Source organism: uncultured Cardiobacterium sp. (assembly GCF_938028825.1).
Lineage (GTDB): Bacteria > Pseudomonadota > Gammaproteobacteria > Cardiobacteriales > Cardiobacteriaceae > Cardiobacterium.
In genome coordinates this window covers 97,908-121,194 of the sequence record NZ_CALIZP010000071.1, presented here as the reverse complement: position 1 = coordinate 121,194, position 23,287 = coordinate 97,908, and the positions used below count along the sequence as shown (strand labels likewise).

21 protein-coding genes and 2 tRNA genes are annotated in these 23,287 nt (G+C 61.8%); 12 read left to right on the top strand and 11 right to left on the bottom strand.

What is annotated here, in order from left to right; translation table 11 throughout:
* From Q0562_RS11010 to Q0562_RS11000, 3 genes are all read left to right on the top strand, one after another.
* Positions 1–1,085 (top strand): hypothetical protein (locus Q0562_RS11010; protein ID WP_298644344.1); only part of this gene is annotated, 1,085 nt, incomplete at its 5' end.
* Positions 1,086–1,230: 145 nt separating this feature from the next.
* Positions 1,231–1,599 carry a glucarate dehydratase gene (locus Q0562_RS11005; RefSeq protein ID WP_298644342.1) on the top strand — a complete coding sequence of 123 codons (369 nt, stop codon included), beginning with the start codon at positions 1,231–1,233 and terminating at the stop codon, positions 1,597–1,599.
* Positions 1,600–1,727: 128 nt separating this feature from the next.
* On the top strand, positions 1,728–2,273 hold the full coding sequence (locus Q0562_RS11000) for a C40 family peptidase (RefSeq protein WP_298644339.1): 546 nt from the start codon (positions 1,728–1,730) through the stop codon (positions 2,271–2,273).
* Positions 2,274–2,647: 374 nt separating this feature from the next.
* On the opposite strand, the gene dcd is transcribed toward Q0562_RS11000, so the two are convergent.
* The 5 genes from dcd to Q0562_RS10975 all read right to left on the bottom strand — a co-directional run bounded on the left by dcd (position 2,648) and on the right by Q0562_RS10975 (position 7,406).
* The gene (gene dcd, locus Q0562_RS10995; RefSeq protein WP_298644336.1) at positions 2,648–3,217 is read right to left on the bottom strand and encodes a dCTP deaminase; all 570 of its coding nucleotides are present in this window, start codon (positions 3,215–3,217) and stop codon (positions 2,648–2,650) included.
* A 361-nt stretch (positions 3,218–3,578) separates the two neighbouring features.
* Complete coding sequence (locus Q0562_RS10990; protein ID WP_298644334.1) at positions 3,579–5,063, bottom strand: amino acid permease; 1,485 nt, start codon at positions 5,061–5,063, stop codon at positions 3,579–3,581.
* Positions 5,064–5,340: 277 nt separating this feature from the next.
* Entirely contained in the window at positions 5,341–5,904 is a 564-nt protein-coding gene (locus Q0562_RS10985) for an inner membrane-spanning protein YciB (protein WP_298644333.1), read from the bottom strand.
* Positions 5,905–5,925: 21 nt separating this feature from the next.
* On the bottom strand, positions 5,926–6,615 hold the full coding sequence (locus tag Q0562_RS10980) for a double zinc ribbon domain-containing protein (protein WP_298644331.1): 690 nt from the start codon (positions 6,613–6,615) through the stop codon (positions 5,926–5,928).
* The gene (locus Q0562_RS10975; RefSeq protein ID WP_298644330.1) at positions 6,612–7,406 is read right to left on the bottom strand and encodes an inositol monophosphatase family protein; all 795 of its coding nucleotides are present in this window, start codon (positions 7,404–7,406) and stop codon (positions 6,612–6,614) included. The genes Q0562_RS10980 and Q0562_RS10975 overlap by 4 nt, the downstream gene beginning before the upstream one ends.
* Positions 7,407–7,698: 292 nt before the next feature.
* Between Q0562_RS10975 and Q0562_RS10970 the strand changes: the two genes are divergently transcribed.
* The 3 genes from Q0562_RS10970 (at position 7,699) to Q0562_RS10960 (ending at position 9,033) form a co-directional block, all read left to right on the top strand.
* Positions 7,699–8,703 carry an MBL fold metallo-hydrolase gene (locus Q0562_RS10970; RefSeq protein WP_298644329.1) on the top strand — a complete coding sequence of 335 codons (1,005 nt, stop codon included), beginning with the start codon at positions 7,699–7,701 and terminating at the stop codon, positions 8,701–8,703.
* Positions 8,704–8,845: 142 nt separating this feature from the next.
* Positions 8,846–8,920: transfer RNA gene (locus tag Q0562_RS10965), tRNA-Gly, on the top strand.
* 39 nt (positions 8,921–8,959) lie between these two features.
* Positions 8,960–9,033, top strand: a tRNA-Cys gene (locus Q0562_RS10960).
* Between the two features lie 263 nt (positions 9,034–9,296).
* On the opposite strand, the gene Q0562_RS10955 is transcribed toward Q0562_RS10960, so the two are convergent.
* From Q0562_RS10955 to Q0562_RS10935, 5 genes are all read right to left on the bottom strand, one after another.
* Positions 9,297–10,661 carry a sigma-54 dependent transcriptional regulator gene (locus tag Q0562_RS10955; protein WP_298644327.1) on the bottom strand — a complete coding sequence of 455 codons (1,365 nt, stop codon included), beginning with the start codon at positions 10,659–10,661 and terminating at the stop codon, positions 9,297–9,299.
* Positions 10,658–12,862: an ATP-binding protein gene (locus Q0562_RS10950; RefSeq protein WP_298644325.1), complete on the bottom strand. Its 2,205-nt coding sequence runs from the start codon at positions 12,860–12,862 to the stop codon at positions 10,658–10,660. The genes Q0562_RS10955 and Q0562_RS10950 overlap by 4 nt, the downstream gene beginning before the upstream one ends.
* Complete coding sequence (locus Q0562_RS10945) at positions 12,852–13,307, bottom strand: hypothetical protein (protein ID WP_298644323.1); 456 nt, start codon at positions 13,305–13,307, stop codon at positions 12,852–12,854. The genes Q0562_RS10950 and Q0562_RS10945 overlap by 11 nt, the downstream gene beginning before the upstream one ends.
* A 55-nt stretch (positions 13,308–13,362) precedes the next feature.
* Positions 13,363–14,838, bottom strand: coding sequence for a DASS family sodium-coupled anion symporter (locus Q0562_RS10940; RefSeq protein ID WP_298644320.1), 1,476 nt, complete (start codon positions 14,836–14,838; stop codon positions 13,363–13,365).
* 107 nt (positions 14,839–14,945) lie between these two features.
* The gene (locus tag Q0562_RS10935) at positions 14,946–15,566 is read right to left on the bottom strand and encodes a hypothetical protein (RefSeq protein ID WP_298644319.1); all 621 of its coding nucleotides are present in this window, start codon (positions 15,564–15,566) and stop codon (positions 14,946–14,948) included.
* A gap of 23 nt (positions 15,567–15,589) precedes the next feature.
* Here Q0562_RS10935 and Q0562_RS10930 point away from each other — a divergent pair, with 23 nt between their 5' ends.
* From Q0562_RS10930 to Q0562_RS10920, 3 genes are read left to right on the top strand one after another with little or no spacing between them, the layout of a single operon-like run.
* Positions 15,590–16,204 (top strand): PH domain-containing protein, encoded by a 615-nt coding sequence (locus Q0562_RS10930; RefSeq protein WP_298644317.1) that lies wholly within the window; start codon positions 15,590–15,592, stop codon positions 16,202–16,204.
* Entirely contained in the window at positions 16,194–16,523 is a 330-nt protein-coding gene (locus tag Q0562_RS10925; protein ID WP_298644315.1) for a hypothetical protein, read from the top strand. The genes Q0562_RS10930 and Q0562_RS10925 overlap by 11 nt, the downstream gene beginning before the upstream one ends.
* Positions 16,516–17,697, top strand: coding sequence for a PH domain-containing protein (locus tag Q0562_RS10920; RefSeq protein ID WP_298644313.1), 1,182 nt, complete (start codon positions 16,516–16,518; stop codon positions 17,695–17,697). The genes Q0562_RS10925 and Q0562_RS10920 overlap by 8 nt, the downstream gene beginning before the upstream one ends.
* A gap of 166 nt (positions 17,698–17,863) precedes the next feature.
* Here Q0562_RS10920 and Q0562_RS10915 read toward each other — a convergent pair whose 3' ends face one another.
* Entirely contained in the window at positions 17,864–18,847 is a 984-nt protein-coding gene (locus Q0562_RS10915) for a TRAP transporter substrate-binding protein (RefSeq protein ID WP_298644311.1), read from the bottom strand.
* 91 nt (positions 18,848–18,938) lie between these two features.
* Here Q0562_RS10915 and Q0562_RS10910 point away from each other — a divergent pair, with 91 nt between their 5' ends.
* From Q0562_RS10910 to Q0562_RS10900, 3 genes are read left to right on the top strand one after another with little or no spacing between them, the layout of a single operon-like run.
* The gene (locus Q0562_RS10910) at positions 18,939–19,553 is read left to right on the top strand and encodes a TRAP transporter small permease (protein WP_298644309.1); all 615 of its coding nucleotides are present in this window, start codon (positions 18,939–18,941) and stop codon (positions 19,551–19,553) included.
* Entirely contained in the window at positions 19,550–20,863 is a 1,314-nt protein-coding gene (locus tag Q0562_RS10905) for a TRAP transporter large permease (RefSeq protein WP_366144763.1), read from the top strand. Before Q0562_RS10910 ends, Q0562_RS10905 begins: the two co-directional genes overlap by 4 nt.
* 3 nt (positions 20,864–20,866) lie before the next feature.
* Positions 20,867–23,224 carry a TIM-barrel domain-containing protein gene (locus tag Q0562_RS10900; protein WP_298644304.1) on the top strand — a complete coding sequence of 786 codons (2,358 nt, stop codon included), beginning with the start codon at positions 20,867–20,869 and terminating at the stop codon, positions 23,222–23,224.
* Positions 23,225–23,287: the final 63 nt, after the last annotated feature.

Here is a 23,287-nt window from a genome sequence, read left to right as displayed (position 1 = left end):
ACAAACTGAGCGGTGATGACGGCAATGACGAACTGGCCGGTGAGAACGGCGACGATACCCTCAACGGAGGCGATGGCAATGACAGACTCTACGGCGGCACAGGCCATGACACCCTTGTTGGCGGTGCCGGCAACGACTATATGCAGGGCGGTGACTACGAGAGCGACACCTACCTCTTCGCCAAAGGCCACGGCAGGGACAGCATCTATGACTGGGCGCGTAACGACGACGAAGCCGACAAAATCGTCTTCAACGGTGCCAAAGCCCGGGATGCCGTCTTCGGTCGCGAAGGCGCCGACCTCACCATCCGTGCCTACGGCAACGAACAGGATCAGGTCACCATACAAAGTTACTACTCCCATCCCGGACAGAATTACTACGACCTGCAATTTGACGATGCCACTTATGATGCCGCCGCTCTCCGCAGCCGCGATTTGCTGAAAGACGGCCTGCCATCCGTCCCGCTGACAGAAGAAAAAACCGCCGCGCAAACGGCCGATGGCGTGAAAGCGGAAGCCGCGCCTGCATCATCCGCCGGGACGATTCAGACGGAGGGAAATGCCGCCGCGCAAACAGCGGCAGATACCGCCGCCCCTGTGCAGTCCGGTAACGTAAAAGCGGAAGCCGTTTCCGCCGGAACAAAAGCCGCAACCGATGGCGACGCCGCTCCGGTCAAGGCTTTGACGACGCAGGCGGCAAGTGCCGATTTGCCACAAGGCGCTACCGGTATGGCGGATGGCAATGCGGCGACACCGGCGGCGGGCGGCGCACAAAGCACTGCCGCCGCAACCGATGGCGACGCTGCCGCTCCGGTCAAGGCTTTGACGACGCAGGCTGCAAGTGCCGATTCGTCACAAGGCGCTACCGGTACGGCGGATGGCACGGCGATACCGGCGGCGGGCAGCGCGCAAAGCACTACCGCCGCAAGCGATGCACGCGCTGCCGCCCAGGCGCAGCACCTGATTGAAGCGATGGCGGCTTTCGACACCCGCAGCGCGGCGGCGGACAACCTCGCCGCCCCGCCGCTGCAACAACTGCCGCTTGCCGCAGCGGATACGGCGACGGTCAAACCGCTGCTGCCGTAACCGGTGCCAACCTGCGACCCCTCTCCGGCAACGGCGAGGGGTTTTTCGGCATCAGCGCAGGCGATGGGGGCGGTGTCCGCCTTCATCGTTATCGCTTTTGGCGATTTGGCTATAATCCGCCGCGTTTTTTTGGAGCCTGATTCATATGATGCCGGATTTTTCTTTGTTTTGGCTGCTGCTGCGTTATGCGGCAGCGGTACACGCCCATGATCCGTTTGCCGCGCCGCCCCCGCCGCACACGCCGCCCGCCTATATGCAGGAATGCCTGCGCAAGAGCGGCAATCCCGAGGGGGCGCTGGAAAGCTGCGCCTTTCTGGCGATGACGCAAATCGACGGCGACATCGAGCAGGTGCATTTGCGCCACGGTGCCGATGCGGACTGGCAGGACAGTTTGCAGCGTTTCAAGGCGTTTCGCGCGGCGCGCTGCCGTCTGGAAGGCGGGGTTCATGACGAGTTGTTGTGTCGGGTGCGCTTGTCGCAGCAGTATCTGGACGGTTTGCCGCGTTCGTGGTGATGATTGCGTGGTGTTTTTTGTGATTTGAGACGTTCACGCATTGACGCATGAATTTTTCGTTACGTATAGTGCGCCGTCTTTTGCCGCCCGTTGGCGGCGGGATATTTTTTGTTTAATCGTGTAGCTTTATGAAAAAAGAAACTTTTTTAGGCGTACTGGTGCTCGCGCTCGGAGGTTGCAGCAGTATGCCGCGTGATTCCGTGGCGCTTAATCACGGTATTGAGCTGGAAAGTCTGAAAGGCGATGCCCCGGCGGCAGCGTCGAAGAAACGCCTTTTCCCCACGGATATGACACGCCACCGCCTGATTGCCGACGGCAAGAAGTTGATTGGCACACCGTACCGCTACGGCGGCAACACGCCGAAAGGCTTCGACTGTTCCGGCCTGGTGCAGCACGTGTTCGCCGAGCAGGGTTTCCGCCTGCCGCGCAGCAGCAAGGCGCAATTTCATGCCTTGCTGCCGGTGCGCGAGCCGAAACCCGGCGATCTGGTCTTTTTCCACCGTGGCAACGGCAATATCAATCATGTCGGCATTTATCTCGGCGACCAGAAGATGCTGCATTCGCCGTCGCCCGGCAAGAAGGTGGAAATCGCCCGCATCGATCAGGGGTACTGGAAAAAGCGCTATGTCGGCGCGCGCACGGTCATCCACGAACGCGCCACGGTTTCCCGTTAGGCACCCGCAGAAAAAAGCCCCGCTGTTGCGGGGCTTTTTGTTTTTGTTTGTTGACGCGGCCAGTGTTTATAGTCGTTTCAAACAGGAATGCGACAAGGCGGCGAGCCGAAGGCAGTACAAATGTACGGCGCGGGTTTCCCATAAAAATCGCGCAGCGATTTTTATGGGTGCCCGGTCAGGCGAGTCAACGCCGTTTCATTTCTGTTTGAAACGACTATGCGCCGCTTGACGGGCTAGCCCATCGGGCAGGTGCAGCCTGCTTTTTGTGTTTCGGGCAAGAGGGGCCGCCAAGCGGGGAAACCACGCGTTTTTTTGATTTTGAGACTTGCAGGTAATGTCTCGGCAAAACCCGGTAACGGCGCCGCTTGGCGGCATCAGGTGCGCGGCAGGGTGACGCCGGTTTGCCCCTGGTATTTGCCGCCCCGGTCGCGGTAGGAGACGGCGCAAGGCTCGTCCGATTGTAAAAAGAGCATTTGCGCCACGCCTTCGTGTGCGTAGATTTTCGCGGGCAGCGGCGTGGTGTTGGAGAATTCGAGGGTTACGTGGCCTTCCCATTCGGGTTCGAGCGGGGTGACGTTGACGATGATGCCGCATCTGGCGTAGGTGGATTTGCCGAGGCAGATGGTGAGGATGTCGCGCGGGATGCGGAAGTATTCGACGGTGCGTGCGAGCGCAAAGCTGTTCGGCGGGATGATGCAGACGTCGCTTTGCACATCCACGAAGCTCTGCGGGTCGAAGTGTTTGGGGTCAACGATGGCGCTGTTGATGTTGGTGAATATTTTGAATTCGTCCGCGCAGCGCACATCGTAGCCGTAGCTGGATGTGCCGTAGGAGATGAGGCGCGCGCCGTCCGCGCGGCGGCTGACGAGGGCGGGTTCGAAGGGGTCGATCATGCCGTGTGTTTCGGCCATGTGCTGTATCCAGCGGTCGTTTTTGATGCTCATGGGTTTTTGTGGTTCTGTGAGGTGGATATCCGCCGCCTGTGCGGGCACGGGTCGGCGGCGGGAGGGAGGCCGGTCATGGTACTACAACGGCTTTCCCGCCCGGTGGCGCAACGCCGCGAAGCGCTGTGGCGGTGGGGAGCACGAAAATTCTTGCCGCCGTTCATCAGGCAAGGCAGAAGTCCGGGCGACGCTGGCACCGTCCGGCGGCGAACACGTCCCCGCCCTCTGCACGCACGGCGGCAGGAATCCCCGCCTTCGCCGCCCGCTACGTGCCATCGGGCCGGTCATCGGCGGTAAATTTGAGCAGGCGGTGGCTGCTGTTCATGAAAATCCCCGCCGTAGCGGGGTTTTTTATGGGTGCTTAATGGGCGTCGCGGCGCAAATCCACCTCGGTGAGCGGGATCTTGCGCGTTTTGTAGCGCAGCTTGTGATAGAAGTAGAAGGTGAAGAAAACGGGCAGCCCCATGTAGGTAATCAGCAGGCGCTGCCAGTCGAGGCGGGCGTTCAGCACCAGTTCGGTGTCCTGGCCGATGATGACGAGGATACACAGGCCGAGCGCGAGCAGCGGGCCGAAGGGGAACCATTTGGCGCGGTAGGCGAGGGCGTCCAGCGGTTTGCCCTGGGCGATGTAGGCGCGGCGGAAGCGGTAGTGGCTGATGGCGATGCCGAGCCAGGCGATGAAGCCGGTCAGTCCGGAGGCGGCGAGGATGTATTCGTACATGTGCTTGCCGACGCGGTCATCGAGTTGCAGCAGGAAGATGGCGAGGATGACGAGGGCGGTGGCGAAGACGGCGTTGTGCGGCACGCCGCTTTTGCGGCCGGTGCGGGCGAAGAGCGGCCAGGCGAGGCTGTCTTTACCCATCGCGTAGAGCATCCGCGTCGAGGCGTACATGCCGGAGTTGCCCGCCGAGAGGATGGAGCTGAGGATGACGGCGTTCATGAGGGCGGCGGCAAAGGCCAGCCCCGCCCGCTCGAAGACGAGGGTGAAGGGCGATTTGGCGATGTCGTCCACGTCCGCGCCGAGCAGTTGCGGGCTGGTGTAGGGGATGAGCAGGCCGATGACGAGGATGGCGAGGATGTAGAAGATGAGGATGCGCCAGAAGATTTGTTTGACGGCGCGCGGGATGCTTTTCTCCGGGTTTTCGGATTCGCCGGCGGTGATGCCGATGAGTTCCGTGCCCTGGAAGGAGAAGCCGGCGATGAGGAAGACGCCGAGGATGGCGAGGAATTTGCCGCTTGCGCCGTCGCCGAGGAAAGGGGCGTCGCCGATGGTGAAATTGCTGAAGCCGACGTATGCGCCGCCGAGGATGCCGAAGATGGTCAGGGTGCCGATGGCGAGGAAGACGATGACGGTGATGACTTTGATGAGGGCGAACCAGTATTCGGACTCGCCGTAAGCCTTCACCGAGAAGAGGTTGAGCGCGGTGATGAGGGCGAAGAAGACGAGGCTCCAGCCCCACGGCGGCAGGAAGCGCAGCGGCTCCCAGTAGGTGATGACGATGGCGGCGATGGCGATGTCCACCGCGACGGTGATGACCCAGTTGAACCAGTAGTTCCAGCCGAGGGCGAAGCCGAGCGAGGGATCGACGAAGCGGGAGGCGTAGGTGGCGAATGAGCCGGAGGTGGGCAGGTAGGTCGCCATTTCGCCGAGCGAGGTCATGAGGAAATAGACCATCAGGCCGATGGCGGCGTAGGCAAGCAGCGCGCCGCCGGGGCCGGCGTCGTGAATGGCGCTGCCGCTGGCCATGAAGAGGCCGGTGCCGATGCAGCCGCCGATGGCGATCATCGAGATGTGACGGGTTTTGAGGTGGCGTTTTACCTCGGTGTTGGGGGCGTTTTCTGTCATGGGGTTTGCCGGTTGGTCATGTTGGAGTCGGCATGATAGCGGATTGGGTATGTGTGGGCGACGGCGATTATTCGTGGCCGCAGAGGCGGGCGAAAGTCGGTCATGGTACGGCATCAGGCCGCCGGCCAAACAGCGTGTTATCCGCCTCTTCTGCCGCTGCGAGCGGTGCAGCGTCAGGGACAGTCAATGCAACGGTGAAGCCCGAACGCCGCAGCAACGCGCCGCGCGCATCTTTGGCATACCGCAGGCAGCACCCATGCGCTGGAAACGTCGTGCGTTATTCGTGCGGCTGTTGTTCCTGTTTGAGGTAGCGGCGCAGGAAGAAGATTTGGGCGGCGATAAAGAGGATGGCCGCGCCCATCGTACCCCCCAGTTTGAAACCGACCCAGAAGCCTTCGGAGAAGCGGTAAGCCACTACCAGGTTGAGCACCGCCATGACGATGAAAAACAGCACCCAAATCAGGTTGAGGCGGTTCCATAGGGTGGCCGGCATATCGAAAACACTGCCGAGCATTTCCCGAACGAGGTTGATTTTGCCGAGCCATTGCGCGCCCAGCAGGCCGCAGGCGAAGACGAGATAGGCAACGCTGACTTTCCATTTGATGATCATGGGATTTTTCACGACCAGCGTAACGGTGCCGAAGGTCAGGATGAGCAGCGCCGTTATCCAGTGCCGTTTTTCGATTTTGCGGTGGTGCAGGCGCATCCAGGCGAGTTGCAGGATAGTACTGATCATCGCGGCGGCGGTTGCCCAGTAAATGGCCTGACTGCCATATCCGCTTGCTTTGGCGGCGACGATGTAGGCGAGGACAAAGGCGAGGGCGGGAAAGAATTCTTGCATGGTTTTCCTTGGGTCGTAAGGTTAAGGGGAGCGGCGGTGCGCCGCTGCAATGGCGAGTGCGACGACTTCCTGCACACCGGCGGCGCGCAGGGTTTGCGCCGCTTCGTGCAGGGTCGCACCGGAGGTGATGACGTCGTCCACAAGCAGGAGGCGGGCGGGCAGGTCGCCGCATACGGCAAAGGCACCGCGCATGTTGCGGCGGCGTGCGGCGTGGGTGGGCAGCAGCGATTGCGGTTGCCGTGCCTGTTTGCAGAAGATGCCCTCGGCGACAAGCGGCACTGCCAGCAGGCGGGCGGCGGCACGGGCGGGGAAAAGGGTCTGGTTGAAGCCGCGCCGGTGCAGGCGGCTGTTGGCAATCGGCATGGCAAGCACGGCATCAACCGCTACCGGCTGGGCGCGCAGCAGGCGGCAGGCTTCGTCTGCGAGCACGCGCAGCGCCAGCCGGTCTGCCTGAAATTTGCCGCGCAGAATGGTACTGCGCACCAACTCGCGGAACTGCCAGCGCACGAGCAGGCGGCTGTACGCAGGCGGGCGGCGCAGGCAGGCGCCGCAAGTGAAGCGCGCGTCGGCGACTGTATTGGCGCAGGTCGGGCAATGGGTGCCGAGGTGCGGCAGGCGCGCCGCGCAGTCGTCGCAGAGGCCGACCACTTCTGCCGCGCCGCAGCCGATGCAGCGCGGTTGCAGGAAGCGGGTCAGCCAGCGGGTGATCATGCGGCAGCGATGCGCGCCAGCAGGATTTTGTGCAGGTAAATGTTGCCCGCAACGATCTCGCCACGGTCGAGCATCGCCTGTCCGCCGCCGAAATCGCTGACGATGGCACCTGCTTCGCGGGCAATCAGCAGCCCGGCGCAGATGTCCCACGGCTTGATGCCCATCTCGAAATAACCATCGAGACGGTTCGCGGCGACAAAACACAAATCCAGCGCCGCCGAACCGAGGCGGCGTACATCGGCGATTTCCTGCATCACCGAGGCGAGCAGCGCATATTGACGCGTCAGCAATTCGGGATAGCGGAAGGGGAAGCCGGTTGCGGCGATGGCGCGGCTGCCGTCGCGCAGACCGCTGACGCGCAGGCGGCGACCGTTTAACTGCGCGCCGTCGCCACGGGCGGCGGTGAACCATTCCTCGGTCATGGGGTTATAGACCACGCCGAGTTCCGGCTGGCCGCGTTTCAGCAGGCCGATGGACACGGCAAACTGCGGCAGGCCGTGCAGGAAATTGGTGGTGCCGTCAAGCGGGTCAATGACCCAGCAGAACTCGCTTTCCCCGGCAGCGGCGCGGGTCTCGCCCGATTCCTCGCCGAGGAAATCATGCTGCGGGAATTTGTCGAGCAGCACGTTTTTAATCACTTCCTCGGCGCGGCGATCCACCACGCTGACCAAATCACCGCGCCCCTTTTCCTCAACCTGAATCTGGTCGAGCTGCCGCTGCCCCAGTTGCAATATTTTCCCCGCTTCCTCGGCGGCACGACGGGCAATTGTCAGCATCGGGTTCATCGCCATAACACTACACCTCACTAGAAAAAAACGGTGCGCATTGTAGCAGCCCGCCCCGGTGTACACGGCAACATCCTGTCCGGGCAGGCCAAAAAAAACCCCGCAAGGTGCGGGGCAATAATCATCATGAGGCAATGTGACAGTTAGCATTAGCTGTTCCGTCGGGAATAATAGTAAATGTTCCTATTATCTTAATCAAGACATTTTCGGTACTTTTTTAAAAAAATACACAACTCACTGAAAGTAAAAATAATAAAAACCGCAAAAAATAACGTCCATCCGTACAATACCGCGCTTCTTGCCCGGAAACCGCCATGCCCACTACCCCGCCAGCGATCATTACGACCCGCACCGCCGCCGCTTTTACGCCGCCGAACCGCCCCGCCCCGTGCAGCACGGCCTTGCCGCGCTGTGGAAGATGATGATTTGCGGCCGCCATACGTATCCGCCCGCGCCGCTGCCAAGCGTACGCCCCGATTGGCCGGTCTTCCTCGCGCCCGCTGCCAAAAGCCGTTTCATCTGGTTCGGCCATTCCACCCTGCTGATGCGTATCGGCGGGCAAACCCTTATCACCGATCCCGTTTTCGGCGGCAACGTCTCGCCTGCCCCTTTCACCATGCGCCGCTTCCAGCCGCCGGCGGCGACCGTTGCCGAACTGCCGCCGCTTGATGCCGTCCTCATCTCGCACAACCACTACGACCATCTCGAACGCGCCACCCATAAACAACTGGCGCATGGCCGCGCGCATTACCTCGTCCCGCTTGGCGTCGGTGCGCGGTTGCGGCGCTGGGGCGTTCCCGCCGCGCGTATCAGCGAGCTGGACTGGTGGCAAAGCATCAACCGCAACGGCATCCGCTACACTGCACTGCCGGCGCGCCATTACAGCGGGCGCGGAATGTTCGACCACAACCGCAGCCTGTGGGCGGGTTATCTCATCGAATACGGCGACGAACGCTACTATTACCACGGCGATTCCGCCTGGGGACAACACTTCGATGCCATCGCCGCCCGCGTCGGCCGCATTGATATTGCCTTTATCGAAAACGGCCAATACAGCGAACACTGGCCGGACAACCACCTCTTTCCTGAAGAAACCGCCGCCGTCGCCGCCAAACTCGCGCCCGCCCGCTTCATGCCCATCCACTGGGGTGCCTACCCGATGGCGCTGCACCGCTGGAACGAACCTGTCCTGCGCAGCATCCCCGCTGCCCGCACTCTCGGTATCAACCCGCTTACCCCGCTTTTGGGTCAGGTTTTTGATGTAAACACGGCAACGGAGGACTGGTATCGCGATGCATTGTGAGAGAAATCGGGCATTCATCCGGAAGGCCACAACACCAACGCAATGACAATGCCATAAAAATCACGGAAAACAGAACATTAAAAGAATAATACAAAGACCGCTTGACCCGGTGAGACATCCCGCTATAATGCGCGCCCACGACGCGGGAATAGCTCAGTGGTAGAGCACAACCTTGCCAAGGTTGGGGTCGCGAGTTCGAGCCTCGTTTCCCGCTCCAATTTCCTCCGAGCCTCAATATTGAGGCTCTTTTAATTCAGGCTGGGTAGCAAAGTGGTTATGCAGCGGATTGCAAATCCGTGGACGCCGGTTCGATTCCGACCCCAGCCTCCATGCCTGCTTATCAGCCCCTGTCAGGGGCTTTCTTTTTGCCTGAAAAAACTGCCGGTTATTTAAAAATAGCCTTCGCGGTAATCAGGAAACATCCCCCAAGCGCAGATATAGTCGTTTCAAACAGAAATGATACGATGTTGGCGAGCCTGACCGTATCATTTCTGTTTGAAGCGACTATACCTATGCCACTCGGCAAAGAGGCTGCCCTGATTCCAGGCCCGGCAACGGGATAGATTCTAAGCAACCACCCTTGTGGGCAGTTTTTATTTGGGTTTGTGGGTCGGATCGATGCCGAGGCTGCGCAGTTTGCGGTAGAGGTTGGTGCGGTCCATGCCGACCCTGCCCGCGAGTTTGGCGATGTTGCCGTCGCACTGGCGGAAGTATTCGAGCAGGTACTGGCGCTCGAAGACTTCACGCGCATCGCGCAGTGTCATGTCTTTCGGGATGATTTGCGACCACAGGCTGTCGGGGCTGCTGTGTTCGTTCGGGATGAGTGCCTCTTTGGCTTCTTCGGCGTCGATTTCCGGTTCGTCGCTGTGTACGAGCAGGCGTTGCACGAGGTTGCGCAGTTCGCGGATGTTGCCCGCCGCCCAGTTGTGCTGGCGCAGCACGTTCTGTGCGGCAAGGGTAAAGTGGCGGTAGGGCAGTTGTTCGGTGTCGGCGTATTGCTGGCTGTAGTAGTCGAGCAATTCGGGGACGTCTTCGCTGTGTTGTTCGAGCGGGCTGATGGCGATGGTGGCGATGGTGATGTGGTCGTAGAGGGCGGCGCTCAGCCGTTCTTTCAGGAGGTTGAGCGGCAGGCGGGTGGCGGCGATGATGCGCGCCCGGCTGATGCGCGTGCCGCTGCTGCCGCCGGGGTAGTATTCGTGGTGTTCGAGCAGGTGTTGCAGGGTGGTCTGGATGTCTTCGCGCAGGTTGCCGATTTCGTCGAGGTAGAGGGTGCCTTCGCCCGCCTGGGCGATGAGGCCGGGGCGTTTGTGGTCGCCGAGCAGGATGAGCGGGATGTCGTTGCTGTCGATGGCGGCGAGGTTGGTGTTGATGAAGGGGGCGTCGCGGCGGATGCTGTTCTGGTGGATGTGGCGCGCGAGGTGCTGTTTGCCGGTGCCGGCGTTGCCGTGGATGAGCAGCGGCATGCTCTGGTCGGCCAGTTGTGCGGCACGCTGGCGCAGTTCCTGGGTCTGCGCGCTTTTGCCGATGATTTCGGCGGGCGGGCTGATTTTGGCCCGGAGGGCGGCATTTTGGGTTTGCAGGTCGTGGGCTTGCAGGGCGCGCTGCACGGTGAGCAGCAGTTTGGCGCTGGACAGCGGTTTTTCGAGGAAGTCGTAGGCGCCGAGTTTGGTGGCTTCCACGGCGGTTTCGATGGTGCCGTGCCCGCTCATGATGACGACGGGGCATTGCAGGGTGCCGCTTTGCTGCCATTCGCGCAGCAGGCTGATGCCGTCGGTATCGGGCATCCAGATGTCGAGGAGGATGAGTTGCGGTTTATAGCGCTGGTTCAGTTGGCGGGCTTCTTCGGCGTTGGCGGCGGTGTAGGTGGTGTAGCCTTCGTCGCCGAGGATGTCGGTGAGGGTGTCGAGGATGCCGGTTTCGTCGTCGATGATGAGGATGTCGGGAGCGGTGCTGGTCATGTCTGGGGACTCGCGGGTTGGGTGGCGGGCAGGGTGATGGTTATTCTAGCACCGCCCAGTTCGCGGCTATGGCCGGCGCTGATGGTGCCGTCGTGTTCGTGCACGATTTTTTTGACGATGGCGAGACCGAGGCCGGTGCCTTTGGGTTTGTTGGTGACGTAGGGCTCGAACGGGTCTTTGGTGAGGTCGGCGAAGCCGGGGCCGTTGTCTTCGATGTCGAGGATGATGTTGCCGCCTTCTTCGCGCGTGCGCCAGCGGATGCGCGGGTTCGCTTCGTTCTGCACGGCTTCAACCGCGTTTTTCATGAGGTTGATGAGGATTTGCCGGATGTGCACCGGGTCGGCATGCACGGGGCGCTGCGCTTCGGCGAGATCGAGTTCGGGGTGGTGCTCGCGGTAGAGTTCGGCGATTTGCCTGAGCAGCGGATTGAGGTAGAGGTTTTGCCGCCTGGTTTCCAGCGGGCGCGCTATCTGGCTGAAATCAGCGACGATTTGCTGCATGGCTTCGACCTGGTCGATGATGGTGCCGGTCGCTTTGGCAAGGATTTGCCGGTCCGCTTCGTCGGCGAGTTTGTCGGCGAGGCGGCGTTGCAGGCGTTCGCTTTGCAGGCGGATGGGGGTGAGCGGGTTTTTGATTTCGTGGGCGAGGCGTTTGGCGACTTCTTCCCAGGCGGCGTTGCGTTGCGCGTGCAGGAATTCGGTGATGTCGTCGATGACGATGACGTGGCCGTTGCGCCCGCGTTTGCCGGCATCGGGCAGGCGGCTGCCGTGGCACATGAGGATTTTCCGCGTGCCGTGGCGGTTCAGGGTGATTTCCTGCTGCCAGTTTTCCTGGTTGGTGGTGATGATGGGCAAAAGTGCCTGCATGAGTTCCTGATAGCTGTTTTCGCTGGGTTTGTCGGCTTCGGGCAGCGGGGTTTTGTGCAGGTTGACGAGGGCGAGGTCGAGGATTTTGCCGGCGTTTCTGTTCCAGCTTTGCAGGCGGCCGCCGCCGTCGAGGGTGAGCACGCCGCCGGTGATGTTGTCCATGATGGTTTCCAGGCGCGCTTTTTGTTCGACCAGCAGGCGCTGCACGCGGTCGTTGGTCTCGCGCGCGTCTTCGAGGCTCTGGCTCATGTGGTTGAACTGGCGGCCGAGGTTGCCGAGTTCGTTTTGCGGCAGATCGGTGATGCGCGCGTGGTAGTCGCCGCCGGCGATATTTTCGGCGGCGCGGCTCAGGGTGCGCAGCGGGTGGCCGAGGCGTTCGCTGAAATGGGCGGAAAGCCAGATGATGATGAGGGTGGTGAGCAGGATGGTGGTGGCGAAGACGAGGATGATGTTGGCGCGGATGCGCGGTTGCAGGGCGTTGTAGCTCTGGTGCTGGCGGTATTGTTCGCGCACGTCTTCGGCCTGGCTGTTGAAGGCTTCGGGCATGCTGTACACCGCTTGCAGGTAGAAGGTGTTTTCCGGTTTCCGGATGATAGTGAGGACGGTGATGGTGTATTCGCCGTTGTTGTCGCCGTATTCAAAGTGTTCTTCTTCGTCGGTGGCGTTAAGCATGGCGGCGGTGCTCGGCGCTTCGACGATGAGTTTGCCGGGGTCGATGCTGCTGAAAGCGACGATGGTGCCTTGCAGGTCGAAGACGGCGAGTTCGAGCGCACCGGTTTGCTGGCGCAGCGGTTCGATATTGGCGATGAGCGTCGCCTGGTTCATGTCGCCCATCGCCTGACGCAGGATGCGGGTCTGTTCCAGGGTCTGCCCGGTGCGGATGGCGATGGCGGTGCGGGAGAGTTGCAGGGCGTTGTCGAGGGCGTTGTTGATGCGGGTGTTGAAGACTTTGCCGAGGTCGTAGGTGAGGTACTGCCAGCTGAACGCGGCGATGATGGCGGCGGGGATGATGGCGGTGGTGAAGATGCGCCAGCCGTAATAGAAGCCGAGGCTGCTCTTCTTTTTGCGGCGGTGCTCGCGCGCGCTGCGGATGATCTGCCACAGGGTGATGAGGCTCAAGACGCCGAGGCCGGCGATGGTGATGTTGATGAGGGCGAGCTGGCTTTGTTGCAGCGGCTGGCCGCTCATCGCCGCCTGGCCGAAGCTGTGGATGCTGTTGAGCGTGAGCAGGATGAGGACGGTGCAGATAAGGATGATGCCGGTGCGGCGCGCTTTGCGCTGGCGGCTGATCTGGCTGGATTCCATAAGGATACGGGGCGGGTGGTCAATCGTCATCCGCCGTGGCGGGCAGGATGAGGCGCGCCAGCATCAGCATGATAACGGCGCCGAGGGCGGCATGGAGCATGACGGCGGGGACGGCGGCGCGGAAAACCGCGTCGGGGGAATAGCTGTCGGGCAGGGTGGCGAGATAGCGTTTGAGCAGGCAGAGCTGCATGATGATTTCCAGCACCGGGCAGACGGCGGCGGTGTAGAAAACATCGCGGCTGTCGTAAGTGGCGCGGCGCCAAACGGCCCAGGCCACGGCACCGAGGGCGGAGATGAAAAAGGCGGGGTGGAACAGGTATTGCCGGAAAAGCAGGGCGGGGTTTCCCATGACCAGCATCACCGCCTGCGGGGAAAAGAGGATGTCCGCCAGCGTGCGGATGATGAGATAGGCGGGCAGCAGGCGGATGAAGACGGACAGCGAAGGGTAGTAGTAGCGGGTGCAGGTGAGGGGCATGGAAGGTTCCTTTCCCGGCCGGGCTGTCGCCCGGCCGGGGCAGATGCAGGATGATTCAGTAGTAGCCGAGCGCTTTCCACCACAGCATGCCGACGGCGATCCACACGGCGAAGTTGACGATGCTGGTGATGAAGCCCGTCTTCCACCATTCGCCGAGGGTGGCGTAGTTGGAGCTGAAAATGACGGGTGCGGTACCGGTGGCGTAGTGGGTGAGGCTCATCATGATATTGCCTGCCGCCGCGAGGACGAGCCCGAAGAGCAGCGGCGGTGCGCCGAGGGCAATGCCCGCGCCGTAGAAAGCGACCAGCATGGCGGAGATGTGCGCGGTGGTGCTGGCAAAGGCGTAGTGCGCGTAGAGGTAGATAAGCGCCAGCAGGATCATCGAGTAGAACCAGGGCAGGGCGAGCGCCTCGATACCGCCCTGAATCTGCCCCGCAAAATAGGTGACGATGCCGAGTTTGTTCAGCCAGTCGGCCATCATCACCAGCGCGCCGAACCAGATGAGCGTGTCCCAGGAGCCTTTTTCCGCCGTCACATCGCCCCAGGCCAGCACACCGCTGACGAGCAGGATGCCGAGGCCGAGGAAGGCGGTCGTGGTCGGGTTGAGTTTCAGGGCGGCGATGTGGGTGAGGTGGAAAGGAATGTCCGCCCAGAAGCAGAGCAACAGGGCAAAGACGCCGAGCATCCACCATTCGTCACGCTTGATTTTGCCGAGGGCGGCGAGTTTTTTGTGGGCGAAGGCGGCGGCATCGGGGGTCTCCTTGATTTCCGGCGGATAAACCAGGTAAACCACCAGCGGCATCAGCAGGATGCAGGCCATGCCCGGCAGGAACATGGCGACCGCCCAGGTCGTCCAGCTCATGTGAAAATCGCTGCCGACCATTTTGTTGATGGCGTCCACCACCAGCGGGTTGGGCGCGGTAGCGGTAATGAACATGCCGGAAGTGATGGGGTTGGCGTTGTAATTGACCAGGGCGAGATAGCGCCCGATTTTGCCCTGCGTGCCTTTCGCCGGATCGGAATCGAAGGCGGCGGCGATGGATTTCATGATGGGGTGGATGATGCCGCCGCCGCGCGCGGTATTCGATGGCGTGATGGGGGCGAGGACGGTTTCGGACAGCGCCAGCGCATAGGCGATGCCGATGGTGCGTTTGCCGAAGAGGGCGATGAAGTAATAGCCGATGCGTTCGCCTAGGCCGGTCTTGATGACGCCCCGGGCGACCATGATGGAGATGACGATAAGCCAGATGAGCGGGTTGGAAAAAGAAGAGAGGGCGTCCTTGATGGCCTGGGTGCCGGGGTTTTTCACCTCTGCCCCGACCGTCACGCCGGTGATGGCGACTAGCGCCACGGCAATGATGGATACCGCCCCGAGCGGCAGCGCCTTGCCGATGATGGCGGCGATGGTGCCGGCGAAGAGTGCGAGCAGGTGCCAGCCGTTTTCATTGACCCCCGGCGGTACGGGCAGGACAAACCAGATGCAGAGCGCGATGGCGAGCGCGATCAGGGTGGGGATGGGCTTGATGGCCATGATGATTCTCCCGTGTTGTGGTTTGTCGTCATCATATAGCGGGAACTTCATGAAGCCAAACAGATATTGCGCAGCGTGTCAAGCCGCCGGAAAGCATGCCGCTTGTGTTACGGCGTCAGGCAGGCCAGGCTTTCCGCGATGCCGGTGCTGTCCGGCGCGAGGATGGTCAGGCGGACGCGGTAGCTTTCTCCGGCCTGCACCCGCGTCTTCTCTTCCAGCCATTTGCCGTCGCCGAGATGGCGGATGGCACCGTCGCTCATGCGCACGGTGAAGGTTGTGGGCAGGGTATCGCCGACAAACACGTCCGGCAGTTCCTCGATGTCGCCTTCCTTGCTGACGCTGACATACAGATAGGCGTTGCCGTCCACGATTTCCTGACTGGCACCGGTGGCGGCGATGGCGTAATGCTCGCTTTCCTGCGGGCTGAAGCGTTCGCAGACGATGGTGTCCTGCAAGGACTTGGGCGCGGCCGCCTGCCGCGCCTGCGGCGTCATGCGCGCGGCGAGCAGGGCGCGGTCATCGGCAGGCGGGATGGCGGGTATCCGGGCGGCCTCGCAGGATTGCCGCGCGGCGGCATCCGGAATGCGGCTGCAATCCGCCTCATCCGCGCCGACCAGGCGCCGCGTGGCGCTATCCGGCAGTGCGTCCATGCCGATGAGCCGTCCCGATTGCGCATGACCGGCGACGGCGGCCAGCAGGCCCGCGAGAGCGGGAATGAAAAATTTCACTGGATTCTCCGGTTGGTATCAATGTGTGGCTGCCGCTGCTTGCGGCGGCCGCCAATATCATTTTTCACCATGCAAACACTGTGCCGAAAACGCGCGCTTCATCCGCTTGGCACATTCCCCGCTTGGTCTTTCCCGTGTTTTGCAAAGAAAGGAATATCCGGTGTTTCAAGAAGCCGCTTTTTCGCCGCTGCCGCCCGCCGCCCTGCATTGCCGGCGGCTGGCATGGCTGCTGTTTTTTGCGGTCGCCGCCCTGCTGGTCTGTGTGCCGGCGGTGCCCGTGCCGGCAGGTGGTTTGCGCACCTTCCTGTTTTACGGCGCGGCGGGCTGCGTGCCGCTACTATCTGTTGTTTTTCTGGTTATGCGGCCTGAGTTACCGCCGCTGCTCGTTCGCGCTGACGGCGCAGGCGCTTGTCATCCGGCGCGGCATCTGCTTCCGCCGCGAGACGGTGGTGCCCCGCGCGCGGGTGCAGTATGCGGATGTGCGCCAGGGCCCGCTGGGGCGGCGTTTTGATCTCGCGACGCTGGTGGTGGTTACCGCCGGGGCGCGGCTGGCGTCGGTGCAGCTGGTGGACGTGACGCTGGCCGCAGCGCAGGCGATGCGCGCGGCGTTGACGGGAGAGGCGCACGATGCGTGCTGATTTCGCGGCAGCGCTGCATGCCACGGCAGAACGCCGCCTGCACCGCTATTCATGGTGGTTCGTCGCGCTGGGCTATTTCCGGCGGTGGATTTGGCTGTTTGTCGGCCCGCTGCTGGTCAACGTCTTCGCCAACCGGGAAACAGTGCCGTTTGAGCTGCTGATCGCGGCATCGTTAATCACCGCCCTTTTCATCTGCTGCCTCGTCTATTCGCTGCTCTTCTGCCGCTCGTACCGCTTCGTGGTGCGCGACGGCACGCTGTTCATTCGCTACGGCGTGCTGCTCTATCAGGGGCGCGTGGCCGCTGGACAAGGTGCATAACGTCACGCTCACCCGCTCGCTCACGCACCGCCTGCTCGGCGTCGCCGAGGTCACGCTGGAAACGGGCGGTTCGGGCGAGACGGCGGAAGCGCGGCTGCGCGTGCTGTCGCTGGCCGATGCCCGCCTTTTCGAGGAACTGGTGCTGCGCGAGACACCGCCGGAGGCGGCGGACGACAACCTGCTGCCGCTCGACAACCGCGCCCTGCTGCGTTACGGACTGCTGAATGATTTCGGCGTGCTTGTCGGCGGTTCGTTCGCGCTGCTGGCGATGCTCCCCGATGCAAATAGCCCGGACTGGATGACGGCATTGATGCAGTGGCTGTTCAAACGGCTGTTGCCGGATGACTGGTACCACAGCGGCGCGTCGTGGCTGCTCGTGCTGGTGCTGGCGCTGCTGCTCGGCAAATTGACCATGCTCGCCGGCGCGTTTTTCCGGTACAGCCATTTCTATCTGGGCGAACGCGACGGCCTGCTCACGCAGCGGCGCGGCCTCTTTGCCCGCGTGGAAAGCCATATGCCGCTTGCGCGCATACAAGTGTGGCGGGTGCAGCAAAGCCCGCTGTACCGCCTGTGCGGGCTGTATGCGGTCGCAATCGATACCGTGGTCGTGCCGGGCAAGCAGGGTGAACGCGGCATCCGCGAACTGCTGCCGCTGGCGGATGCGGCGACCCTCAGCCGCCTGCTTGCGCGCTGGGCGGGCTGCGACCCGCTTGCCGTGCCGCTTAACCCCATCCATCCGCAGGCGGCGCGGCGGCTCTTCCGCCGCTACGCGTTGTGGCTTGCTTTCTGGATAACGGTCGCGCTGTGCTTTGCCCGGCTGTTCGCTGCGCAAATGTGGTTGATGACGCTGCCGCTGCTGTGGCTGGCGTCCCTGCCGAGCCTGCATCTCGCCGCCACCCGCCGCTGCCGCCACGCCGCCTGGGCATTCAATAACGGCTTCCTGCATCGGCGCGACGGCTGGTTGTGGCGCACGCACTGCTTCGCGGCGGCGGACAAGGTGCAGGCGCTGCAACTGACGGAAAGCCCGTTCGACCGCCGCTACGGCATGGCGAACGTCACGGCAGACACGATGGGCACGGGGCTGTCCATGCCGCTCGCCTTGCCGTGGCTGGCGAAAGAAGACGCGATGCGGCTGCTGCATGAATTGACGGGCGCGGCGAAAGCGCGCGGTTGAATCGTCTGACGGTTTTTCCGGTAGCGCGGCGGTGCGGGGGAAAGCAGGGACGTCGCGTGGCAACCCCGCTACCTGTTCCGCGCTGCCGTAGCGCTGTCGTGCAGGCGGGGAAGCGCGGTTATCCGCTGGCGGGCCGAAGCCCGCCAAACGTTTGTTCTGCGCCGTGTTATTGCGGCGCTTTGTCTTTGATGCGTTTGATCAGATCGGCCATTTTTTCCGAGCTTTTTGCCGCATCTTCGTGCATCGGCAGGACTTTGGCAGCAAATGCGGCGGTGTCCACGTCTTCCACGAAGGTCACGCCCAGTTTGTCTTTGGCTTCCTTGATGACTTTCTCGGTGTTTTCTTTCCACAGGTCTTTTTGCAGCATCATGGATTCGCGACCGGCTTTTTTGATGGCTGCTTGCTGTTCAGGGGTGAGTTTGTCCCAGTCTTTGGTGCTCATGACGAGGACGTCCGGAATCATGGTGTGGCGGTCGTAGCTGTAATACTTGCTGACTTCGCCGTGGCGGTTGTCAACCAGTGCGGATTCGTTGTTTTCCGCGCCGTCAACCACGCCTTGTTGCAGGGCGGTGTAGAGTTCGCCGAAGGCAATCGGGGTGGGGTTGGCACCGAGGGTTTCCACCATTTTTACCGCCGTCGGGCTGGGCTGGACGCGGATTTTCATGCCTTTCAAATCGTCCGGGGTTTTAATCGGTTTACCGGCGTAGAAGGAGCGGCTGCCTGCGTCGTAGTAGGTGATGCCGATGAAGCCTTTGTCTTTGGAGGCGTTCAATACTTCGTCACCGATGTCGCTGGTGAGCACGTCGTAGTAGTGCTGTTCGTTTTTGAAGATGTAGGGCAGGTTGAAGACGCCGTAGAGCGGCTCGAAGGCTTCGAGTTCGGCGGCGTTCGATTTGGCGAGCGCAAGGCCGCCCGATTGCACGAGTTCAACGGATTCACGCTGGGTGCCGAGCTGGGCGTTCGGGTAGATGCGGATCTTGACTTCGCCATTGGTGTATTCCTTCACTTTGTCAGCGAAGTTTTCCATGGCTTTGTGCACAGGGATGTCTTTGCTCTGGTTGTGGGAGAGTTTGAGGGTGACGGCGGCCTGGCTACCGGCAGCGAGGCCAAAGGCAAGGGCGGCGGCAAGGGCTTTTTTCGTGAAGGTCATGGATTTTCTCCGTTGTGTGTGAATGCCTGTGGTTTATGTTATGTCTTCCTGTGTTTTTTTGTCAATACATTGGTTGACCACTCACAGAAAAATGGTTAATCTGCGCCCGTTTTCTATTCTCCGCGAGGTGTTTATATCTGATGTTGCTGTTTCCCCCCGTTCGCCGTTGGCGCGGCTCGCCGCCGTCGTCCGTCTGGTGAACGGTTATGTGTTGACGGTGCTGGCGTTTGCGCTGGTGGTCTGTGTGGTGTGGCAGGTGATGTCACGCTATACGCAGGTATGGGCGAACAAGATGCCCCTGGTTTTTCTGGCTGACCTGTTACGCCTAATCAAGCCCAGCACGGTCACGGATGAGCTGGCGCGCTTCATGTTTATGTGGGTCGGGCTGCTCGGCGCCGCGCAGGCATCCGCCTACAAGCAGCATCTGGCGATTGATTTGCTGGCCATGAAACTGCAAGGCGGTGCGAAACGCGCGCTGAATGTAGTTATTGAGTGCTGCATCATCGCTTTTGCCGCGTTGGTGATGATCAAGGGTGGCTGGGCGCTCGCGGCGAAGACGTTTGCCAATGACCAGGTCACGCCTGCGCTGCAATGGCCGATGGGTTATGTCTATTTGGTCGTGCCGCTTGCAGGCGCCTTGATGGTGTTTTTTGCCGTGGTGGAAATTGTGAACGCGTTGTCTGGTCGTGAAGGGGGTGCCGCATGAGCCCGGAGATGTTGAGTATTCTGGTCCTGTTCGGGCTGTTTTTCCTGCTGATGTTTTTGAGCGTGCCGGTGTCGTTTTCCATCGGCATCGCCACGGTAGCGACGATTCTGATCACCATGCCGTTTGACACGGCGCTGTTCGTCACCGCGCAGAAGATGATTACCGCGCTGGACAGTTTCGCCCTGCTCGCCCTGCCGTTTTTCATCCTCGCGGGCAACATCATGAACCGGGGCGGGATTGCCATACGCCTCATCAATCTGGCGCTGGTGCTGGCAGGCCGCCTGCCCGGTGCGCTGGCGCACTGCAACGTCATCGCCAACATGCTCTTCGGCTCGATTTCCGGCTCGGCGGTCGCCGCCGCCGCAGCCGTCGGCGGCACGATGAACGAGATGCAGCGCAAGGCAGGCTATGACCCTGGTTACGCAGCAGCGGTCAACATCGCTTCCTGCCCGACCGGCCTGCTGATTCCGCCCAGCAACACCTTCATCGTCTATTCGTTGATTTCTAACGGCACATCGGTGGCGGTTCTCTTCATTGCGGGTTATCTGCCCGGCATCCTGATGGGGCTCGGCATCATGGTGGTTGCGGGCATCATCGCCTGGCGGCGCAAGTATCCGGTGAACGAACGCGTATCACTCAACGTCGCCGTCGGTGCCTTCATCCAGGCCATCCTGCCGCTATCGCTCGTGATTGTCGTCGTTGGCGGTATTGTTGGAGGCTACTTCACCGCGACCGAAGCTGCGGCCATCGCCGTGGTCTATGCTCTCTTCCTCGCCGTCGTCGTCTATCGTGAAGTCAAACTCAAAGACCTGCCGAAAATCTTCCTCGATTCCATGGTGACGAACGCCATCGTGATGCTGCTCATCGGCTGTTCCTCCGGCATGAGCTGGGCCATGGCCAATGCCGACATCCCCTTCATCATCGAAGAAGCCATTCTCGCCATGTCCGAGAACAAAATCGTCATCCTGCTGACCATCAACCTGATATTGCTCATCGTCGGCTTCTTCATGGACATGACCCCGGCCATCCTCATCTTCACCCCGATCTTCCTGCCGATCGCACAATCACTCGGCATGGACCCCGTGCACTTCGGTGTGATGATGACCTTCAACCTCTGCATGGGCATCGTCACCCCGCCGGTCGGCAGTTGCCTCTTCGTTGGTTGCTCCGTGGGCAAAGTGCGCCTCGCGCAAGTCATCCCCTTCATGCTGCCGATGTACATCGCGCTCATCATCACCCTGCTGCTCGTAACCTTCATCCCGCAGATCTCCCTGATCCTGCCGCAACTGCTGCTCGGCTACGGAGGCTAAACCGTGAAAACCCTCAAACACTGGCAACTGCACAGCGAAAACCCGGACGGTGTGACACTTCTCTGCGACGAACGCCACCTGCTGCACATCATCGTCCTCGAAGACTACCTCTGGCGCATCTGGCTCATGCAGGACGGCGCTAGCCGCCTCGACCGCACCTGGCTCATCTCACCTGATACCGCGCCCTGCCCGATGGAAGGGCGCGAGCGGGCGAGCCGCGCGGGCTTCACCTGCCCGCCGGTCACCATCCGCCAGGATGACGACAGCCTCACCCTCACCGGCAGCACCCTGCGCCTAATCGTCCACCGCCCGCTGTGGCTCGAATGGCAAGAAAAACACGGCGACGACTGGCGCACCATCGCCAGCGACCGCCCAACCGGTGCCTACCAACTCGGCCACTCGCGCCCCGGCATCGCCCACTACATGAAACTGGGCGCAGGCGACCGCTACTACGGCCTCGGCGAAAAAGCCGGCACCGTGGACCGCTACGGCAAGCGCTACCAAATGAAAAGCCTCGACGCGATGGGCTACAACGCCGAGACCACCGACCCGCTCTACAAACACTGGCCCTACTACCAGGTCGTGAACAGCGAAGGCACGCACTACGGCCTCTACTACGACAACCTCAACACCAGCACCTTCGACATGGGTAACGAGCTGGACAACTACCACCCGCGCTACCGCAGCTACCGCGCCGAAGACGGTGACCTCGACTACTACCTCATCCACAGCACAAGCATCCTCGACAACACCCGCCGCTTCGTGACACTCACCGGCCGCCACACCTTCCCGCCCAAATGGAGCCTCGGCTACTCCGGCTCCACCATGAGCTACACCGACGCCCCGGATGCGCAAGACCGCCTGCAACACTTCATCCGCGACATCCGCGCCCACGCCATCCCCTGCGACAGCTTCCAGCTCTCCTCTGGCTACACCAGCATCGACGGCAAACGCTACGTCTTCAACTGGAACCGCGACAAATTCCCCGACCCCAAAGCCTGCTTCGCCGCCTACCACGACGCGGGCGTGCGCCTCGCCGCCAACATCAAACCCTGCCTGCTGCATGACCACCCGCGTTACCAGGAAGCCGCCGAGTACGGCCTCTTTATCCGCGCCAGCGACAGCGACGCGCCGGAAGAATCCATGTTCTGGGACGACACCGGCTCACACCTCGACTTCACCAACCCCGCCACCGGCGCGTGGTGGCAAAAAAACATCCGCGAACAACTCATTGACTACGGCATCGACGCCACCTGGAATGACAACAACGAATACGAAATCTGGGACGACAACGCCCGCTGCCACGGCTTCGGGCGGGAAATCCCCATCCACCACATCCGCCCGCTCATGCCGCTCCTGATGATGCGCAACTCCCATGAAGCACAAACCGCCGCCAGCCACGAGCGCCCCTACCTCATCTCGCGCAGCGGCTGTCCGGGGATGCAGCGCTACGTCCAGACCTGGAGCGGCGACAACCGCACCAACTGGCATACCCTCAAATGGAACATCCGCATGGGTGTCGGCATGAGCCTCTCCGGCATGTACCACATCGGGCACGACATTGGCGGCTTCGCCGGCGACAAACCCGAGCCCGAACTCTTCCTGCGCTGGATACAAAGCGCCCTGCTCCTGCCGCGCTTCACCATCCACAGCTGGAACGACGACGGCAGCGCGAACGAACCGTGGATGCACCCCAGCGTTACCAATGCCGTGCGCCAGGCCATCGAACAACGCTACCGCCTCATCCCGCACCTCTACACCCTGCTCTGGCAGACCCGCGAAAACAGCGAACCCTACCTCCGCCCCACCTTCCTCGACCACGAACACGACCCGCGCACCTACGCCGACACCGACGACCACATGATTGGCCGCGACATCCTCGTCTGCCCCGTCACCACAGAAGGCGTGCGCGAACGCGACGTGTACCTGCCGGACAACCACAGCGGCTGGTACGACTATTACAGCGGCGCGTACCACAGCGGCGGGCAAACCCTGCATGTTGCCGCCCCGCTCGAACACCTGCCGCTCTACATCCGCGCCGGCAGCCTCATCGCCGAAGGCAACCTGCTGCACGCCGACAGCCCGGACGACGACACCGAACGCACCCTGCGCCTCTACCCCGACCCCGGCACCAGCACAAACAGCGGCACAATCTACGACGACAACGGCACCGCGCGCGAAGGCGAGCCCTACTGGCGCCTCGACTGGAAACTGCATGGCGACGCGCACAACCTCTACCTGCGCCTCAACGAAAGCGGCGACTACGAACCCGCCTACCGCGACAACATCCGCGTCACCCTGCCGCCCGGCGAAAAACGCCGCCTCATCACCAGCGGCAACATGGCGGTGCAGCAGGCATAAAATGTAGGGCGGGCTTCAGCCCGCCAAAAGCCCTCGCCCTGTGGGAGAGGGACTAAAAAACCG

Coding starts and splice junctions, on each gene's coding strand:
- Q0562_RS11005 (WP_298644342.1), top strand. CDS start 1,231: ATGATGCCGGATTTTTCTTTGTTTTGGCTGCTGCTGCGTTATGCGGCA.
- Q0562_RS11000 (WP_298644339.1), top strand. CDS start 1,728: ATGAAAAAAGAAACTTTTTTAGGCGTACTGGTGCTCGCGCTCGGAGGT.
- dcd (WP_298644336.1), bottom strand. CDS start 3,217: ATGAGCATCAAAAACGACCGCTGGATACAGCACATGGCCGAAACACAC.
- Q0562_RS10990 (WP_298644334.1), bottom strand. CDS start 5,063: ATGACAGAAAACGCCCCCAACACCGAGGTAAAACGCCACCTCAAAACC.
- Q0562_RS10985 (WP_298644333.1), bottom strand. CDS start 5,904: ATGCAAGAATTCTTTCCCGCCCTCGCCTTTGTCCTCGCCTACATCGTC.
- Q0562_RS10980 (WP_298644331.1), bottom strand. CDS start 6,615: ATGATCACCCGCTGGCTGACCCGCTTCCTGCAACCGCGCTGCATCGGC.
- Q0562_RS10975 (WP_298644330.1), bottom strand. CDS start 7,406: ATGGCGATGAACCCGATGCTGACAATTGCCCGTCGTGCCGCCGAGGAA.
- Q0562_RS10955 (WP_298644327.1), bottom strand. CDS start 10,661: ATGACCAGCACCGCTCCCGACATCCTCATCATCGACGACGAAACCGGC.
- Q0562_RS10950 (WP_298644325.1), bottom strand. CDS start 12,862: ATGACGATTGACCACCCGCCCCGTATCCTTATGGAATCCAGCCAGATC.
- Q0562_RS10945 (WP_298644323.1), bottom strand. CDS start 13,307: ATGCCCCTCACCTGCACCCGCTACTACTACCCTTCGCTGTCCGTCTTC.
- Q0562_RS10940 (WP_298644320.1), bottom strand. CDS start 14,838: ATGGCCATCAAGCCCATCCCCACCCTGATCGCGCTCGCCATCGCGCTC.
- Q0562_RS10925 (WP_298644315.1), top strand. CDS start 16,194: ATGCGTGCTGATTTCGCGGCAGCGCTGCATGCCACGGCAGAACGCCGC.
- Q0562_RS10915 (WP_298644311.1), bottom strand. CDS start 18,847: ATGACCTTCACGAAAAAAGCCCTTGCCGCCGCCCTTGCCTTTGGCCTC.
- Q0562_RS10910 (WP_298644309.1), top strand. CDS start 18,939: ATGGTTAATCTGCGCCCGTTTTCTATTCTCCGCGAGGTGTTTATATCT.
- Q0562_RS10905 (WP_366144763.1), top strand. CDS start 19,550: ATGAGCCCGGAGATGTTGAGTATTCTGGTCCTGTTCGGGCTGTTTTTC.